The 13,346-nt window shown below is 62.4% G+C and carries 19 protein-coding genes; 11 read left to right on the plus strand and 8 right to left on the minus strand.

Annotation, left to right across the window (positions count from 1 at the left end):
- The 3 genes from ACIP02_RS24725 to ACIP02_RS24735 are packed head-to-tail and all read left to right on the plus strand — an operon-like array spanning window position 1 to window position 1,860.
- On the plus strand, window positions 1-990 hold the full coding sequence (locus ACIP02_RS24725) for a 2-hydroxyacid dehydrogenase (RefSeq protein WP_400621928.1): 990 nt from the start codon (window positions 1-3) through the stop codon (window positions 988-990).
- Between the two features lie 31 nt (window positions 991-1,021).
- On the plus strand, window positions 1,022-1,459 hold the full coding sequence (locus tag ACIP02_RS24730; RefSeq protein ID WP_060501873.1) for a hypothetical protein: 438 nt from the start codon (window positions 1,022-1,024) through the stop codon (window positions 1,457-1,459).
- Window positions 1,456-1,860, plus strand: coding sequence for an META domain-containing protein (locus ACIP02_RS24735; RefSeq protein WP_400621931.1), 405 nt, complete (start codon window positions 1,456-1,458; stop codon window positions 1,858-1,860). Before ACIP02_RS24730 ends, ACIP02_RS24735 begins: the two co-directional genes overlap by 4 nt.
- Window positions 1,861-1,978: 118 nt before the next feature.
- Here the strand turns inward: ACIP02_RS24735 and ACIP02_RS24740 are convergent, their stop codons facing one another.
- Window positions 1,979-2,443, minus strand: coding sequence for a TlpA disulfide reductase family protein (locus ACIP02_RS24740; RefSeq protein ID WP_201207513.1), 465 nt, complete (start codon window positions 2,441-2,443; stop codon window positions 1,979-1,981).
- Window positions 2,444-2,528: 85 nt separating this feature from the next.
- Between ACIP02_RS24740 and arsC the strand changes: the two genes are divergently transcribed.
- From arsC to ACIP02_RS24755, 3 genes are read left to right on the plus strand one after another with little or no spacing between them, the layout of a single operon-like run.
- Window positions 2,529-2,882: an arsenate reductase (glutaredoxin) gene (gene arsC / locus ACIP02_RS24745; RefSeq protein ID WP_400621934.1), complete on the plus strand. Its 354-nt coding sequence runs from the start codon at window positions 2,529-2,531 to the stop codon at window positions 2,880-2,882.
- Window positions 2,879-3,484 (plus strand): NAD(P)H:quinone oxidoreductase, encoded by a 606-nt coding sequence (gene wrbA, locus ACIP02_RS24750; RefSeq protein WP_400621937.1) that lies wholly within the window; start codon window positions 2,879-2,881, stop codon window positions 3,482-3,484. The genes arsC and wrbA overlap by 4 nt, the downstream gene beginning before the upstream one ends.
- Window positions 3,477-3,890, plus strand: a complete 414-nt coding sequence (locus ACIP02_RS24755) for a DUF2069 domain-containing protein (protein WP_400621940.1) — start codon at window positions 3,477-3,479, stop codon at window positions 3,888-3,890. Before wrbA ends, ACIP02_RS24755 begins: the two co-directional genes overlap by 8 nt.
- 116 nt (window positions 3,891-4,006) lie before the next feature.
- On the opposite strand, the gene ACIP02_RS24760 is transcribed toward ACIP02_RS24755, so the two are convergent.
- Together ACIP02_RS24760 and ttcA are read right to left on the minus strand one after the other, a co-directional pair.
- Window positions 4,007-4,678: a DNA-3-methyladenine glycosylase I gene (locus ACIP02_RS24760; protein WP_400621943.1), complete on the minus strand. Its 672-nt coding sequence runs from the start codon at window positions 4,676-4,678 to the stop codon at window positions 4,007-4,009.
- Window positions 4,679-4,682: 4 nt separating this feature from the next.
- The gene (gene ttcA, locus ACIP02_RS24765; RefSeq protein WP_201207511.1) at window positions 4,683-5,507 is read right to left on the minus strand and encodes a tRNA 2-thiocytidine(32) synthetase TtcA; all 825 of its coding nucleotides are present in this window, start codon (window positions 5,505-5,507) and stop codon (window positions 4,683-4,685) included.
- Window positions 5,508-5,768: 261 nt separating this feature from the next.
- On the opposite strand from ttcA, the gene ACIP02_RS24770 reads away from it, so the two are divergent.
- Entirely contained in the window at window positions 5,769-6,368 is a 600-nt protein-coding gene (locus tag ACIP02_RS24770) for a Yip1 family protein (RefSeq protein WP_012270925.1), read from the plus strand.
- A gap of 131 nt (window positions 6,369-6,499) precedes the next feature.
- On the plus strand, window positions 6,500-6,994 hold the full coding sequence (locus ACIP02_RS24775) for a SprT family zinc-dependent metalloprotease (protein WP_400621947.1): 495 nt from the start codon (window positions 6,500-6,502) through the stop codon (window positions 6,992-6,994).
- A gap of 158 nt (window positions 6,995-7,152) precedes the next feature.
- Here ACIP02_RS24775 and fpr read toward each other — a convergent pair whose 3' ends face one another.
- The gene (gene fpr, locus ACIP02_RS24780; protein WP_016501130.1) at window positions 7,153-7,932 is read right to left on the minus strand and encodes a ferredoxin-NADP reductase; all 780 of its coding nucleotides are present in this window, start codon (window positions 7,930-7,932) and stop codon (window positions 7,153-7,155) included.
- A 120-nt stretch (window positions 7,933-8,052) separates the two neighbouring features.
- On the opposite strand from fpr, the gene finR reads away from it, so the two are divergent.
- Entirely contained in the window at window positions 8,053-8,979 is a 927-nt protein-coding gene (finR, locus tag ACIP02_RS24785; protein WP_400621951.1) for a LysR family transcriptional regulator FinR, read from the plus strand.
- On the opposite strand, the gene ACIP02_RS24790 is transcribed toward finR, so the two are convergent.
- From ACIP02_RS24790 to ACIP02_RS24800, 3 genes are all read right to left on the minus strand, one after another.
- A complete protein-coding gene (locus tag ACIP02_RS24790; RefSeq protein WP_010952700.1) occupies window positions 8,976-9,341 on the minus strand; it encodes a diacylglycerol kinase in 366 nt (121 codons plus the stop codon). The genes finR and ACIP02_RS24790 overlap by 4 nt on opposite strands.
- A gap of 73 nt (window positions 9,342-9,414) precedes the next feature.
- The gene (gene erdR / locus ACIP02_RS24795) at window positions 9,415-10,065 is read right to left on the minus strand and encodes a response regulator transcription factor ErdR (protein WP_012270921.1); all 651 of its coding nucleotides are present in this window, start codon (window positions 10,063-10,065) and stop codon (window positions 9,415-9,417) included.
- A 179-nt stretch (window positions 10,066-10,244) separates the two neighbouring features.
- A complete protein-coding gene (locus ACIP02_RS24800) occupies window positions 10,245-10,955 on the minus strand; it encodes a tRNA-uridine aminocarboxypropyltransferase (protein WP_400621955.1) in 711 nt (236 codons plus the stop codon).
- A gap of 218 nt (window positions 10,956-11,173) precedes the next feature.
- On the opposite strand from ACIP02_RS24800, the gene ACIP02_RS24805 reads away from it, so the two are divergent.
- Window positions 11,174-11,593 carry a quorum-sensing-regulated virulence factor family protein gene (locus ACIP02_RS24805; RefSeq protein ID WP_400621958.1) on the plus strand — a complete coding sequence of 140 codons (420 nt, stop codon included), beginning with the start codon at window positions 11,174-11,176 and terminating at the stop codon, window positions 11,591-11,593.
- Between the two features lie 15 nt (window positions 11,594-11,608).
- Here the strand turns inward: ACIP02_RS24805 and ACIP02_RS24810 are convergent, their stop codons facing one another.
- Entirely contained in the window at window positions 11,609-11,818 is a 210-nt protein-coding gene (locus ACIP02_RS24810) for a hypothetical protein (protein WP_400621961.1), read from the minus strand.
- Window positions 11,819-11,978: 160 nt separating this feature from the next.
- On the opposite strand from ACIP02_RS24810, the gene ACIP02_RS24815 reads away from it, so the two are divergent.
- Entirely contained in the window at window positions 11,979-13,097 is a 1,119-nt protein-coding gene (locus tag ACIP02_RS24815) for an LOG family protein (protein WP_400621964.1), read from the plus strand.
- Window positions 13,098-13,346 lie beyond the last annotated feature (249 nt).

Genomic DNA, 13,346 nt, shown 5'->3' on the forward strand with positions numbered 1-13,346 from the left:
ATGCGCGCCCTATTGTTCAGCAGCCAGCACTACGATCAGGAAAGCTTCACCCGGGCCGCCAGCGGCACCCGCCTGGACCTGCATTTCCAGGCCGCCCGCCTGACCGTCGAAACCGCCGCCCTGGCCGATGGCTTTGAGGTGGTTTGCGCCTTCATCAATGACGAACTCGACGCCGCAGTGCTGCATCGCCTGGCCAGCGGCGGCACACGCCTGATTGCCCTGCGCTCAGCCGGTTACAACCACGTCGACCTGGCCGCAGCCCAGCGCCTGGGCCTGGCCGTGGTCCGCGTGCCGGCCTACTCGCCGCACGCCGTGGCCGAGCACGCCGTGGCGCTGATCCTGGCCCTCAACCGTCGCCTGCACCGTGCCTACAACCGCACCCGCGAAGGGGACTTCACCCTGCACGGCCTGACTGGCTTCGACCTGCACGGCAAAACCGTCGGGGTAGTCGGCACCGGCCAGATCGGCGCTGCCTTCGCCCGGATCATGGCCGGTTTCGGCTGCCAGCTGCTGGCCTACGACCCCTACCCCAACCCCGAGCTGCTGGCCCTGGGCGCACGCTACCTGCCGCTGCCCGAGCTGCTGCGCGAGGCCCGCATCATCAGCCTGCACTGCCCGCTGACCGAGCACACCCGGCACCTGATCAATGCACAGAGCCTGGCCCAGTTGCAGCCCGGTGCCATGCTGATCAACACCGGCCGCGGCGCACTGGTCGATACCCCGGCGCTGATCGACGCGCTGAAAAGCGGCCAGCTTGGCTACCTGGGCCTGGACGTCTACGAAGAAGAAGCCCAGCTGTTCTTCGAGGACCGCTCCGACCTGCCCCTGCAGGACGATGTGCTAGCCCGCCTGCTGACCTTCCCCAACGTGATCATCACCGCGCACCAGGCCTTCCTTACCCGAGAGGCGCTGGACGCCATTGCCGCGACCACGCTGGACAACATCAACCGCTGGGCGGCAGGCAATCCACAGAATCTGGTGATGGGTTAGTGCTAGGATACGCGGCATTTCTGGAGGACCCATGGTCGAGCACGATTTCCGCTACACCCTTTTCAACCCGCAACACACCCTGATCGAGTGCCGTGCCTTGGTGCCGGGCCGTTACCAGGTCACTGGCAATGGCGGCTCCATGCACAAAGGCGACACCCTGCTGGTTACCCTCAAGGGCAGCAAAGACTTGTCCATGCGCCTGACCGTGGAAAGTGTGCGCCACCTGATCAACCCGCGTGGCCAGTGGGTTGCCGTGGCCAGCGGCCCGGTGTTCAACGAGCTGGAAATCCTCACCTGGCAGGTCGAGTGCGACAGCTGCGACGCCGTGCTGGACTTCGAGTTTGCAGTAGACGCCAAGCTCGGCAAACAAGCCCGCCAGCCTGCTGCCAGCGCGCGTATCGCCGAGCTGGGCTGGGCCAGCCGTGGCGACAAGCACCTGTGCCCGCGTTGCCAGGAGAGCGCCGAGTGAAAAATCTGCTGACCGGCGCGCTGATTGCCGCCGGCCTGCTCGGCTGTGCCGCCGAACCTTCGAAGCTGCAGCAAGAACGCAGCTATGTACTGGAGTGGATTGGCGAACGCCCGTTGATCGACTACAGCCACCTGACCCTGACCCTGGCCAGCGACGGCCGCGCCTATGGCAATGGCGGCTGCAACCACTGGTTTGCGCCGTACACGCTGGACGGCGAACACCTGAGCTTCGGCAAGGTCGGCAAGACCCGCAAGCTGTGTGCGCCAGCGTTGATGGAGCAGGAAAAACGCTTCCTGCAGGCGCTGGAAACGGTGCAGCGCTGGGATGTCTCGCCGGTGGAGCAGATGCGCTTCTGGCCGGCCGAGGGCAAACCGCTGCGCTTCTGGCCTGAAGAAGGCTGAAGAATGCCGGGGCCGCTTTGCGGCCCATCGCGACACAAGGCCGCTCCTACAGAGGTACGCGATCACCTGTAGGAGCGGCCTTTTGTCGCGATGGGCTGCGAAGCAGCCCCAAAATATGTCAGGCGCCTTTCAGGGCCTTGATCTTCGCCTGCAGCCCTTCCAGGGTCTGCTCACCCAGCAACTGTTCGCGCACCTTGCCCTTGTCATCGATGATGTAGGTCACCGGCAACGCCTCGCTGCGCGGCAGGTCGTAGCGCTCTGCAGGGTCCTGGGCCAATACGGTAAAACCGATGCCCAGGGTTTCAGAAGCCTGTTTCAGGTCCTGGCCCTGCAAGCCATCGAAGTTCACCCCCACCACCTTGATGCCCTCGGCTGCCCACTGCTTGGCCGCGGTGTTCAGTTCCGGGATTTCGGTACGGCACGGCCCGCACCATTCGGCCCAGTAATTGAGCACCAGCCAGTGCCCGTCGATCTGTTCGGCCTTAACCGTATTACCGTGCTGGTCCACGCCATAATCGGCACCGCAACCACCGAGCAACAGGCTCGCGGTGATGGCCAGTACTGCTGCCAGACGCCTTGCCATGGGTCAATCCTTCTCGAGTTTTAAAGCAAATTGGTCAGTCGCTGCGGTTAGAATAGCCGCCACAACCAGCTGGATGCGACCCGACATGACCGACCTCACGCTCTATCATAACCCGCGCTGCTCAAAATCCCGCGGCGCGCTGGAACTGCTCGAAGCCCGCGGCCTGGCACCGACCATCGTGCGCTACCTTGAAACCCCGCCCGACGCCACCACCCTCAAGGCCCTGCTCGGCAAGCTGGGCATCAGCGCACGGCAGCTGCTGCGCACGGGTGAGGACGAATACAAAGCACTGAACCTGGCCGACTCGGCCTTGACCGATGCACAACTGATCGATGCCATGGCCCTGCACCCCAAGCTGATCGAGCGGCCGATTCTGGTGGTCGGTGACAAGGCCGTGATCGGTCGCCCGCCAGAAAACGTGCTGGAGATCCTGCCGTGAGCCAGCCCTACATTCTGGTGCTGTATTACAGCCGCCATGGTTCGACCAGCGAGATGGCCCGGCACATCGCCCGCGGCATCGAGCTGGCCGGCATGGAAGCACGCCTGCGCACGGTGCCGGCAATCTCCACGGAATGCGAGGCAGTAGCCCCGGGCATTCCGGCCAGCGGCGCGCTGTACGCCACCCTCGACGACCTGCGCCACTGCGCCGGCCTGGTGCTGGGCAGCCCGACCCGCTTCGGCAACATGGCGGCGCCGCTGAAGTACTTCCTCGATGGCACCAGCAGCCTGTGGCTGGGCGGTGAACTGGTCGGCAAGCCAGCGGGCGTGTTCACCTCTACCGCCAGCCTGCACGGCGGCCAGGAAACCACCCTGCTGTCGATGATGCTGCCGCTGATGCACCACGGCATGCTGGTGATGGGCCTGCCCTACAGCGAGTCGGCACTGCTCGAGACCCGCGGCGGCGGCACCCCATATGGCGCCAGCCACCACGCCGGCGCTGATGGCAAGCGTGAACTCGACCAGCACGAGATCGCCCTGTGCCGCGCCCTTGGCCAACGCCTGGCGACCACGGCCAAGGCCCTGGAGGCCGCGCGTGGCTAGAAAGCCCAAGGTGTTGCCGCCACTGGCTTGGCTGGCACCGCGCTTGCGCCTGACGCGGGCGCTGAGCCTGGCGTTTTTCTTTGGCCTGATTGCCCTGCTGGTGGTGAACAACCTGTGGTTCGCCAACCTGCATGGGGCGCGGGTCGAGGTGATCCTGGCGATCGAACTGGTGCCGCTGTTTTTGCTGCTGCCGGGCATGCTGCTGGGCAGCGCCCGGGCGCATGCCTGGACCTGCTTTGTGGTGAATATCTATTTCATCAAGGGCGTGCTGGCAGCGTTCGACCCGGCGCGGGCGGTGTTTGGCTGGGTTGAAGTGCTGGTCAGCCTGGGGCTGTTCATTGCCGCGCTACTGTATGTGCGCTGGAAGTTCCAGCATGAGCGGCGCATGGCGGGCGAAGGGGCGTGAATTTTGGGGCCGCTTTGCGGCCCTTTCGCGTCACAAGGCCGCTCCTACAGGGGACCGCATATTCCTGTAGGAGCGGCCTTGTGTCGCGATTGGGCCGCACAGCGGCCCCAGCAATCTCAATGGTTGACGGTATGCGCCAGCATCACCGACAACTGGCACAAAGGCCGCCCGCTCTCTTCGTGCCATTGGTTGAACGCCTGCTGCACCAACGCCAAATCCCGCTGGCTGGTCGGCTGCTTGTCGATCACCTTCTGCGCAATCAATGCTGCCGCCATGTCATCGGTCGGGATAAACGTGTCCTTGCCAACCATGCGCAAAAACCGTGGCGCCGACAACCCGCCGAGCTGGTTGCCATGCTTGGCCAGGTACTTCCACAGCCCGACAATGTCGGTCACCGGCCAGTCGGCGACGAACGCGCCAAAGCTGCCATGCGCCTTGGCGATATCCAGCACCATCTGCGCATTGCGCGGCACGCTCTTGAGCTTGCCCAGGTGGCGGATGATGCGCTCATCCTGCATCAGCCGCTCGAGGTGCTCGGCGCCCATCAGCACCACCTTCTCAGGGTCGAAGCCGAAGAACACCTGCTCGAACGCCGGCCACTTGGCATCCACCAGGCTGTGCTTGAGCCCGGCGCGGAACACGCGCAGGGCCAGGGTCGACAGGTAGCGGTCGTCGCTGATGTCGCGCAACTGTGCCGGCGTACGCGGCTGCGGCAAAAAGGCCTCCAGGGCCTGGGCCGAGCCAAAGCGGTTCAGGCAATACTCATGCAGCCACGGGTAATCGCGCATAGGCTCAGATGTTCACCACGTCGAGGAAGCGTGGGGTAGCGCTCTCGTCGATCTTCAGGCTGGTGAAGTCGAACAGGTTGCGGTCGGCCAACTGCGACGGCGCCACGTTCTGCATGGCGCGGAAAATGCTCTCGGTACGGCCCGGGTGCTTGCGCTCCCACTCCACCAGCATGTCCTTGACCACCTGGCGTTGCAGGTTTTCCTGCGAGCCGCACAGGTTGCACGGGATGATCGGGAATTGCTTCATGTCCGAGTAGGCCTGGATGTCCTTCTCGTGGCAGTAGGCAAGTGGGCGGATCACCACGTTGCGGCCATCGTCGGCGCGCAGCTTCGGCGGCATGCCCTTGAGCGCGCCGTTGAAGAACATGTTGAGGAAGAAGGTTTCAACGATGTCGTCGCGGTGGTGCCCCAGTGCCATCTTGGTCGCCCCGATCTCGTCGGCAAAGGTGTACAGGGTGCCGCGGCGCAGGCGCGAGCACAGCGAGCACGTGGTCTTGCCCTCCGGCACCAGCTCCTTGACCACCGAGTAGGTGTCCTTCTCGACGATGTGGTACTCGACACCCAGTTCCTTGAGGTAGGCCGGCAGCACATGCTCGGGGAAGCCCGGCTGTTTCTGATCCATGTTCACCGCGACGATCTCGAACTTGATCGGTGCCACCTTCTGCAGGTGCAACAGAACGTCGAGCATGGTGTAGCTGTCCTTGCCGCCGGACAGGCAGACCATGACCTTGTCGCCATCCTCGATCATGTTGTAGTCGGTGATGGCTTCGCCGGCGAGACGACGCAGGCGTTTTTGCAGTTTGTTCTGGTTGACCGAGAGGGTGCCCATAGCGCTTGGATCCGCGAGGTGTGACAAAAGGCGGCTATTTTACGCACAAACGCGCCGCTGCTGTAGGCATTCCGATAAAGACTTCAATGTAATCAGCAACGCGACCGACAGCGCAATTTGCTCTAAAAAGCACGGTTTATGCCGGTAACGGCTTCCTATACTGCGACATAAGGCCACATTACCGCTTGCTTTGGTGTTCGGGCCTCGGGCCGCTTGCGCTCCATCTGGGGGGCGTTTGGCAACATTGAGAGGAGTGACGGCATGATTCATCACGTTGTGGGGCTTTTTACCCATCCCGACCAGGAATGGCGGGAAATCCGTGGCGAAGAAGAAACCATCAGCCACATGTACCTGACACACACGCTGATCCTGGCGGCGATCCCCGCCATTTCCGCGTTTATCGGCACCACCCAGGTGGGCTGGGTGATCGGTGACCGGCCAGCCGTAATGTTGACCATGGAAAGCGCCATCTGGATGAGCATCATGTCGTACTTGGCGATGCTCGCCGGGGTGGCGGTAATGGGCGCGTTCATCCACTGGATGGCCCGCACCTACGATGCCAACCCGTCCATGGCGCAGTGCATCGCGTTTGCCACCTATACCGCCACCCCGTTGTTCATCGGTGGCCTGGCGGCGCTGTACCCGCACTTGTGGCTGGGCATGCTCATTGGCACTGCCGCCATCTGCTACACGGTGTACCTGTTGTATGTCGGCTTGCCGACCTTCATGAACATACCGTCCGACGAAGGCTTCCTGTTCTCCAGCTCGGTACTGGCGGTGGGCCTTGTGGTACTCGTGGCGATCATGGCCGCCACGGTGATTATCTGGGGACTGGGCGTGGGGCCCGTCTATACCAACTAAAAAAGACTCAACCAACACTGGGGCATCAACCAGGGGCCGCCGTAAGGCGGCCTCTGGCTGTGCGCTGACCGGTGGCTCGGCAGGCTGCCTGTGGTTGCGGCATAATACCCGGTCAGGAGAACCATCCCGCCATGCCCGAGCTGCTCAAACAACGCGTCGAAACCTGTTACCAGCAAGCCGAAACCTTTTTCAAACGCCCCTTCCCACGCCCGGAAGTCAGCTTCAAGCTGCGCGGGCAAAAAGCCGGGGTCGCCCATCTGCACGAGAACCTGCTGCGCTTCAACTTGCAGCTGTACCGCGAAAACCAGGAAGACTTCCTTCGCCAGACCGTGGCCCATGAAGTGGCGCACCTGGTGGCCCACCAATTGTTCGGCGACCGCATCCAGGCCCATGGTGAGGAGTGGCAGTTGATCATGCGTGGGGTGTACGAATTGCCGCCCAACCGCTGCCACAGCTATGAGGTGCAACGGCGCGTAGTGACCCGCTACATCTACCGCTGCCCGTGCCCGCAAGGCGACTTCCCGTTTACAGCGCAGCGGCACAAGCTGGTGCGCCAGGGGCGGCGCTACCTGTGCAAGCGGTGCCGGGAGATATTGGTGTACAGCGGTGAGACGCGGGTCGAATAATTTGGGTTTGCCTGCACCGGCCCTTTCGCGGGTAAACCCGCTCCTACAGGACCTTGTAGGAGCGGGTTTACCCGCGAAGGGGCCGGAACAGGCAATGCAAAGATCCCAGGCATAAGAAAGGCGACCCTAGGGTCGCCTTCTTCGTACCTGCCTGCGCCTTACTTCTCGACGAAGGCACGCTCGATCAGGTAGTCACCCGGCTCGCGCATACGGGCAGAGACTTTCAGGCCGAAGCTGTCCAGCACTTCGCTGGTCTCGTCGAGCATGCTCGGGCTGCCGCAGATCATTGCACGGTCATCCTGCGGGTTGATCGGTGGCAGGCCGATGTCGCTGAACAGCTTGCCGCTGCGCATCAGGTCGGTCAGGCGGCCCTGGTTCTCGAACGGCTCGCGGGTCACGGTCGGGTAGTAGATCAGTTTGTCGCGCACCGACTCACCGAAGAACTCGTTCTGCGGCAGATGCTCAGTGATGAACTCACGGTAGGCCACTTCGTTCACGTAGCGCACGCCGTGCACCAGGATCACTTTTTCGAAGCGCTCGTAGGTTTCCGGGTCCTGAATGACGCTCATGAACGGCGCCAGGCCAGTGCCGGTGCTCAGCAGGTACAGGTGCTTGCCTGGGTTCAGGTCGTCCAATACCAAGGTGCCGGTAGGCTTCTTGCTGATGATGATTTCATCGCCTTCCTTCAGGTGCTGCAGCTGCGAGGTCAGCGGGCCGTCCGGCACCTTGATGCTGAAGAACTCCAGGTGCTCTTCCCAGTTCGGCGAAGCGATGGAGTAGGCACGCATGAGCGGACGGCCGCTTTCCTGCTGCAGGCCGATCATCACGAACTGACCGTTCTCGAAGCGCAGGCCCGGGTCGCGGGTGCACTTGAAGCTGAACAGGGTGTCGTTCCAGTGGTGCACACTGAGGACACGTTCGTGGTTCATGTTGCTCATTGATGGGGCTCCTGAAGAAAAACGCAGCGCGTGCAACACGCACAGTTGCGCGATAGTTTAGGGGCAGCGACAATATCTGTTAACTGGATTATCAAGATATGTGTTATCGGTTATATCGATATGCGATTTACACTTCGTCAGCTGCAAGTCTTCGTCGCCGTCGCCCAGCATCAAAGCGTCTCACGGGCCGCCAGCCTGCTGGCGTTGTCGCAGTCGGCCGCCAGCACTTCGATCACTGAACTGGAGCGGCAATCGAGCTGCCAGCTGTTCGACCGTGCCGGCAAGCGCCTGGCCCTTAACGCCCTGGGCCATCAACTGCTGCCACAAGCCGTAGCCCTGCTCGACCAGGCCAAGGAAATCGAAGACCTGCTCAACGGCAAGTCCGGTTTCGGCTCGCTGGCGGTCGGCGCCACGCTGACTATCGGCAACTACCTGGCCACCCTACTGATCGGCAGCTTCATGCAGACCCACCCGGAAAGCCAGGTAAAGCTGCATGTGCAGAACACTGCGCATATCGTGCAACAGGTGGCCCATTACGAAATTGATCTGGGTCTAATCGAAGGTGACTGCAACCACCCCGACCTGGAAGTGCAGCCGTGGGTCGAGGACGAACTGGTGGTGTTCTGCGCGCCCCAGCATCCGCTGGCCAAGCTGGGCCGTGCCGATATCGAAAGCCTGTCGCAAGAGGCGTGGATCCTGCGTGAACAAGGTTCGGGCACACGCCTGACCTTCGACCAGGCCATGCGCCATCACCGTGCCAACCTGAACATCCGCCTGGAGCTGGAACACACCGAAGCAATCAAGCGCGCGGTAGAGTCGGGCCTGGGTATTGGCTGCATTTCACGCCTGGCCCTGCGCGACGCGTTCCGCCGTGGCAGCCTGGTACCGGTGGAAACCCCGGAGCTGGACCTGATGCGCCAGTTCTACTTCATCTGGCACAAGCAGAAGTACCAGACCTCGGCCATGCGCGAATTTCTCGAGTTGTGCCGCAGCTTCACTGCAGGCTTTACCCGCAGTGATGAAATCGTGCTGCCGCCGATCGCTTAAAGCAGGATCACGCCCCACACCAGCGCCACCATGGTCAATGCCACCAGTTGCGCGGCGCTGCCCATGTCCTTGGCGTTTTTCGACAGCGGGTGACGCTCCAGCGAAATGCGGTCGATGGCCGCCTCCACTGCCGAATTGAACAGCTCTACAATCAGCCCCAGCAGGCACACAGCGATCATGATCGCCCGCTCTGCGCGGCTGACCGGCAGCCAGAAGGCAATCGGGATCAACAGCACGTTGAGCAGTACCAGTTGACGGAATGCAGCCTCGCCCTTGAAGGCGGCGCGCAGGCCATCCAGCGAATAGCCAGCGGCGTTGAAGATACGTTTGAGGCCGGTCTGGCCCTTGAATGGCGATGTCATGTGAGTCACTTCACAACAGAAAGGCCAGCAGACTAGACCGGCGCGGGTCAAAAAAGCGTGAAGCCACGCGCAGTCAGTTGCTGGCAACCGATTCAAGTTGTTGCAGCAGCAGCGCGGCCTGGGTGCGGGTACGCACGCCCAGCTTGCGGAAAATCGCGGTCACGTGAGCCTTGATGGTTGCTTCCGACACGCTCAGTTCATAGGCAATCTGCTTGTTCAGCAAGCCTTCGCAGACCATGGTCAGCACCCGGAACTGCTGTGGCGTGAGGCTGGCCAGGCCCTCGCTGGCGGCCTTGGCTTCGGCCGAGACATCAACCTTTTCAAACGCCTGCGGTGGCCACCAGACCTCGCCGTCGAGCACTTTGCGCACGGCATCCTGGATCACCTCCAGGGGGCTGGACTTGGGTATGAAGCCACTGGCGCCAAATTCGCGGGACTTGACCACCACGGCAGCCTCTTCCTGCGCCGAAACCATCACCACGGGGATCTGCGGGTATTGCCCGCGCAGCAGCACCAGCCCGGAAAAGCCGTAGGCACCCGGCATGTTCAGGTCCAGCAACACCAGGTCCCAGTCGGCTTTTTCGCTCAGGCGGGTTTCCAGTTCGGCAATGCTTGCGACTTCGACCAGGCGTACATCCGGGCCCAGGCCGAGGGTAACGGCCTGGCGCAGGGCGCCACGGAACAGTGGGTGGTCATCGGCAATCAGGATTTCGTAAGTGGCCATCGATCTAAGGATCCTGTTCTATGCCAGGCACTCGGGGGTAAGGGAAGCGCCCGGCGGGGAATCGGCGCCAAGGATGCCGAGCACGGTCAAGGGTGGTCAAGCCAATCGCCCTGCCGTCTCGCCCACCCTGGCTGCCAGCCCCGTCATTATGAACCAAAGCTGGGCTCGTGCCCCTTGGACTATAGGAAGGTATGCAAACGTTGGTGGGTGTCGTCCTGCTCATCCAGCGGCAGGCGCCGCTTGCCGCTCAGGTAATGCAGGCTGAACACATCCAGATAGGCATCCAGCGCCTGCGAAGCCAGGCTGTCGCCAGCCAGGTCCAGGCACATGGCCGCGACTTCTGCCGTGCAGAAGTGATCGTCGCGCTTGGAGCGGCGCAGGCGGTAGCGCGACATCTGCTCGGCTTGCAGGCTCAATACCGGGAAGCGGTCCAGGTACGGGCTTTTGCGGAACATCTTGCGCGCTTCGGTCCAGGTCGCATCCAGCAGGATGAACAGCGGGCGCTTGCCCGGCTCGCGCACCACTTCGCTGACCACCCGCTCCTGGGCAACGAACTCGCCCGGAAAAACAATGTAGGGCTGCCAGTGCGGGTCGTCGAGCAGCGCCAGCAGGCGCTCGTCAACCGAGGTACGCAGCCAGCCGAAGGCGGACGTGTCCTCGATCAGGTCGGCAATCAGCCAGCCGGTGTTGGTCGGCTTCAGCGGCTCGGTGTCGTGCATGAGCAGGCACACGCCCGAATCTGCCTGTACCCGGGGTTTCCAGGCACACAGGCAGTGGGTGGCAATGACCCGACAATCGGCGCAGCGCTCGGCACGCGAGCCGCGGGCGATGAAAGGCTTGATGCTGCGGGCCAGCCGTTCGGCGCGCAGGCGCGCTACCGCATGGCTCATGCCGTCAGGCCTCTGGACAGGTTGGAAATGGGCACAAGGATGACTCTGGGAAAACAAGGGCGCCAGTCTACCAGAACAGGGGGCGATTGCTGTGCAGGCGGCGGGCAGGTCCTTATAATCGGGTATTGCCGTGCCCGGTTCACACGCCCGCACGACTTTTACGGAACGCCGTCGACGCGCGCATGTCAAAGCGCCAGTCATCGAACCAGGAGAGATTCATGCTGCGCCTTATCGCCCCCGCCCTGAGCCTGATGCTCGCCCTGCCGCTGGCAGCCCAGGCGGCTTCCAAGCAGGATTACGACCTGAACAAGATGCTGGAGAAAGTCGCCAAAGAGAGCAGCGTCGGTACCCCGCGCGCGATCAACGAGGACATCCTCGACCAGGGTTACACCGTGGAAGGCAAGGCGCTGGTCAACCACCTGAGCGTGCGCCAGAGCCACGCCGAACGCATGCAGGCCAACCCTGAGCAGGTGCGTAGCCAGCTCGGTGACAGCGTGTGCCGCAACAATGGCTTCCGCAACCTTATGTCCAAGGGTGCAGTGATGGTCTACCGCTTCACGGTGTACAAGACCAACCAGCCAGTCATGGACCAGGCGTTCGACAATGCCAGTTGTGTAGCCGGCAACAAGAAGAAGTAAGCACTGCGTCTCACCCTAGGCTTTCTCGTCTTCACAGGCGCGCCAATGCCCTTCAGCGGCTTCGGCGCGCATCTCGGCCAGTAGCGCCTGCAAGTAGCGCGACTGGCACTCCAGCCCCGCCAGCCTGCGTTGGCATTCGGCTTCCAGGCTCAGGTGGTGCACCTGGGCTGCATTTTCCAGCTGCTGGTAAAGCGGCCAGTCCACTTCGATGATCAAGCGATGCATACCGCCACCTCCTGCATCGACACGTTTCGCTTTACCAGTTAACCAAACCCGCATCGCCAGTGGCCGCATGCCGACGGGCGGCGCTGGCAAACAGCCCGGCACAATCGGTCGCAACGGTCTAGATTGAGGTCAGAGGTATTGGTGCAGAAGGAGACGTTGCATGCCTTACCCATCGAATGAACTGCTGTTCAGCCATTTTCGCGACAACAACATCGACCTCAGCCACATCGACGCACAATTGCAACTGGTGGCGCCAGACAGCCCCAATCTGCCGCTCTACCGCGACATGATGCTGACCATCCTGCGCATGGCCCACGACGACAGCGACCGCTGGAGCGCCAAGATCACCCTGCAGGCCTTGCGTGAACTGGACCACTCGTTCCGTACCCTGCAGCGCTACAAGGGCAGACGCAAGGTGACCGTGTTCGGCTCGGCGCGCACCCCGCTGGAACACCCGATGTACGCATTGGCCCGCGAACTGGGCGCCACCCTGGCGCGGTCCGACCTGATGGTCATCACTGGCGCGGGGGGTGGCATCATGGCCGCAGCGCATGAAGGTGCCGGCAGCGCACATAGCCTGGGCTTCAACATCACCCTGCCCTTCGAACAACATGCCAACCCCACCGTGGACGGCACCGACAAACTGTTGCCGTTCCATTTCTTCTTCATCCGCAAGCTGTTCTTCGTCAAGGAAGCCGACGCCCTGGTGCTGTGCCCGGGTGGCTTCGGCACCCTCGATGAAGCGCTGGAAGTGCTGACCCTGATCCAGACCGGCAAGAGCCCACTGGTACCCGTGGTACTGCTGGACTCACCTGGCGGCAGCTTCTGGCGTGACTGCCTGGACTTCATCAGCCGCCAGCTGGAAGAGAATCGCTACATCCTGCCCAGCGACCTGAAGCTGGTGCGCCTGGTGCACAGTGCTGACGAGGCGGTGGAGGAAATCAACCAGTTCTACAGCAACTACCATTCCAGCCGCTGGCTGAAGAGCCAGTTCGTGATCCGCATGCACCACGCCCTGAGCGAGGCGGCGCTGTATGACATTCAGGAAGGCTTTGCCGATTTGCGCTTGAGTGGCAAATATCACCAGCAACCGGACAGCAGTGCCGAACATGAGGTGGGTAATTACAGCCACCTGACCCGCTTGTCATTCGCCTTCAATGGCCGAGACCAAGGGCGCCTGCGCGAGCTGGTGGATTTTATAAACCTGCCAGAGAACTGGGCCAAACCGCAGCCCATGCATACCACCCAACGGGCCAGGGAGGCGTTGAAGGCCAGCTGAGAGTGCTTGCCCAAAGCCGCTCCTACAGTGATCGTGTGAGCCTGAAGCCAACGCGGTACTTGTAGGAGCGGGTTCACCCGCGAAGATGCCAACGCGGTGCATGGCACCGGCTTCGCCGGTGTTCGCGGCTGAAGCCGCTCCTACATCGATCATGTGAGCCTGAAGCCAGCGCGGTACTTGTAGGAGCGGGTTCACCCGCGAAGAAGCCAGCGCGGTGCATGGCACCGGCTTCGCCGGTGTTCGCGGCTG

Source organism: Pseudomonas sp. NPDC089408 (assembly GCF_044749445.1).
In the GTDB taxonomy this organism is placed as follows: Bacteria; Pseudomonadota; Gammaproteobacteria; order Pseudomonadales; family Pseudomonadaceae; genus Aquipseudomonas.

Bases quoted from the DNA above. Each gene is read 5' to 3' on its own strand.
- ACIP02_RS24725 (WP_400621928.1), top strand. From the start codon at position 1: ATGCGCGCCCTATTGTTCAGCAGCCAGCACTACGATCAGGAAAGCTTC.
- ACIP02_RS24730 (WP_060501873.1), top strand. From the start codon at position 1,022: ATGGTCGAGCACGATTTCCGCTACACCCTTTTCAACCCGCAACACACC.
- ACIP02_RS24740 (WP_201207513.1), bottom strand. From the start codon at position 2,443: ATGGCAAGGCGTCTGGCAGCAGTACTGGCCATCACCGCGAGCCTGTTG.
- arsC (WP_400621934.1), top strand. From the start codon at position 2,529: ATGACCGACCTCACGCTCTATCATAACCCGCGCTGCTCAAAATCCCGC.
- ACIP02_RS24760 (WP_400621943.1), bottom strand. From the start codon at position 4,678: ATGCGCGATTACCCGTGGCTGCATGAGTATTGCCTGAACCGCTTTGGC.
- ttcA (WP_201207511.1), bottom strand. From the start codon at position 5,507: ATGGGCACCCTCTCGGTCAACCAGAACAAACTGCAAAAACGCCTGCGT.
- ACIP02_RS24770 (WP_012270925.1), top strand. From the start codon at position 5,769: ATGATTCATCACGTTGTGGGGCTTTTTACCCATCCCGACCAGGAATGG.
- ACIP02_RS24775 (WP_400621947.1), top strand. From the start codon at position 6,500: ATGCCCGAGCTGCTCAAACAACGCGTCGAAACCTGTTACCAGCAAGCC.
- fpr (WP_016501130.1), bottom strand. From the start codon at position 7,932: ATGAGCAACATGAACCACGAACGTGTCCTCAGTGTGCACCACTGGAAC.
- finR (WP_400621951.1), top strand. From the start codon at position 8,053: ATGCGATTTACACTTCGTCAGCTGCAAGTCTTCGTCGCCGTCGCCCAG.
- ACIP02_RS24790 (WP_010952700.1), bottom strand. From the start codon at position 9,341: ATGACATCGCCATTCAAGGGCCAGACCGGCCTCAAACGTATCTTCAAC.
- erdR (WP_012270921.1), bottom strand. From the start codon at position 10,065: ATGGCCACTTACGAAATCCTGATTGCCGATGACCACCCACTGTTCCGT.
- ACIP02_RS24800 (WP_400621955.1), bottom strand. From the start codon at position 10,955: ATGAGCCATGCGGTAGCGCGCCTGCGCGCCGAACGGCTGGCCCGCAGC.
- ACIP02_RS24805 (WP_400621958.1), top strand. From the start codon at position 11,174: ATGCTGCGCCTTATCGCCCCCGCCCTGAGCCTGATGCTCGCCCTGCCG.
- ACIP02_RS24810 (WP_400621961.1), bottom strand. From the start codon at position 11,818: ATGCATCGCTTGATCATCGAAGTGGACTGGCCGCTTTACCAGCAGCTG.
- ACIP02_RS24815 (WP_400621964.1), top strand. From the start codon at position 11,979: ATGCCTTACCCATCGAATGAACTGCTGTTCAGCCATTTTCGCGACAAC.